Consider the following 1,030-nt stretch of genomic DNA (forward strand, 5'->3'; position numbering starts at 1 on the left):
GTGATGTTCCAACCCCTGGTGATAAGAAGCCGGGCAATCCTGATAAGAAGCCTGGTGATGGTACGCCAAACAAGGACATCACGCATGAAGATCTGAATAAGACGATCACTCGGACGTTCATTGTTAAGGCACCTACTGGAACGATGACTAAGACTCAGCACATCAGCTACCAACGTACGGCTACTATTGATGACGTTACTGGCGATGTAACATTCTCCGATTGGAATACTGATGGTGCTTCATTTAAGGCCGAAGTTATTCCAGCAATCAGCGGTTACACTAGCCACGTTACTGAGGGTAACTATGGAGCCTATGCACCAAGTCAGGATCAGATCAATAACTGGACTGATCCAATGATCACCGTTACTTACACGGCTAACGATCAAAGCCAAGTAATTAATTATGTTGATGACCACAATAAGACGATTAAGACTGACACGGTTCATGGTAAGACTGATGAAACTGTTAATGTTACGCCAAGTGTTCCAGACCACTATGAATTAGTACCTGGTCAAAACATTCCTAGCGAAGTAACACTTAAGGATAAGAACACGCCAATCATCGTTAAGGTACAGCCAAAGGTGGATTCAATTACTGATCCGGCAAAGCTTAACAAGAGCATTTCCCGGACAATTACCATTAACAAGCCTGGTGAAAAGCCACAAGTGATTAACCAGACTGCTACCTTCAAGCGGACTGGTCAACACAACGAAGTTACTGGTGAAGATGTCTACACCGGCTGGACGCTTAAGGACAACAGCTTGCGCCACGTTGATGTTCCAGCTGTTCCTGGTTACACGCCAAGTCAAAATACGGTTGCCAGCGTTGATAACCCAACCGCTAACACCAAGCTGACCGATGTTACGATTAACTACACGGCTAACGAACAAACTGGTCAAATTACTTACGTTGATGAAAAGGGGAACCAAATCAGCTCCACGCCACTTACTGGTAAGACTGACGAGGATATTGCTATCAATCCAGTTGCACCTGCTGGTTGGGAATTAGTACCTGGCCAAAAGTACCCAGC

Annotated in this window: 1 protein-coding gene; it reads left to right on the forward strand. The window is 45.3% G+C overall.

Annotated features, from left to right (window positions below; genetic code table 11):
- On the forward strand, positions 1 to 1,030 hold a 1,030-nt coding region (locus H5975_RS08325; RefSeq protein WP_204785625.1), incomplete at both ends, for a mucin-binding protein.

The organism is Limosilactobacillus coleohominis (assembly GCF_016901675.1).
Lineage (GTDB): Bacteria > Bacillota > Bacilli > Lactobacillales > Lactobacillaceae > Limosilactobacillus > Limosilactobacillus intestinavium.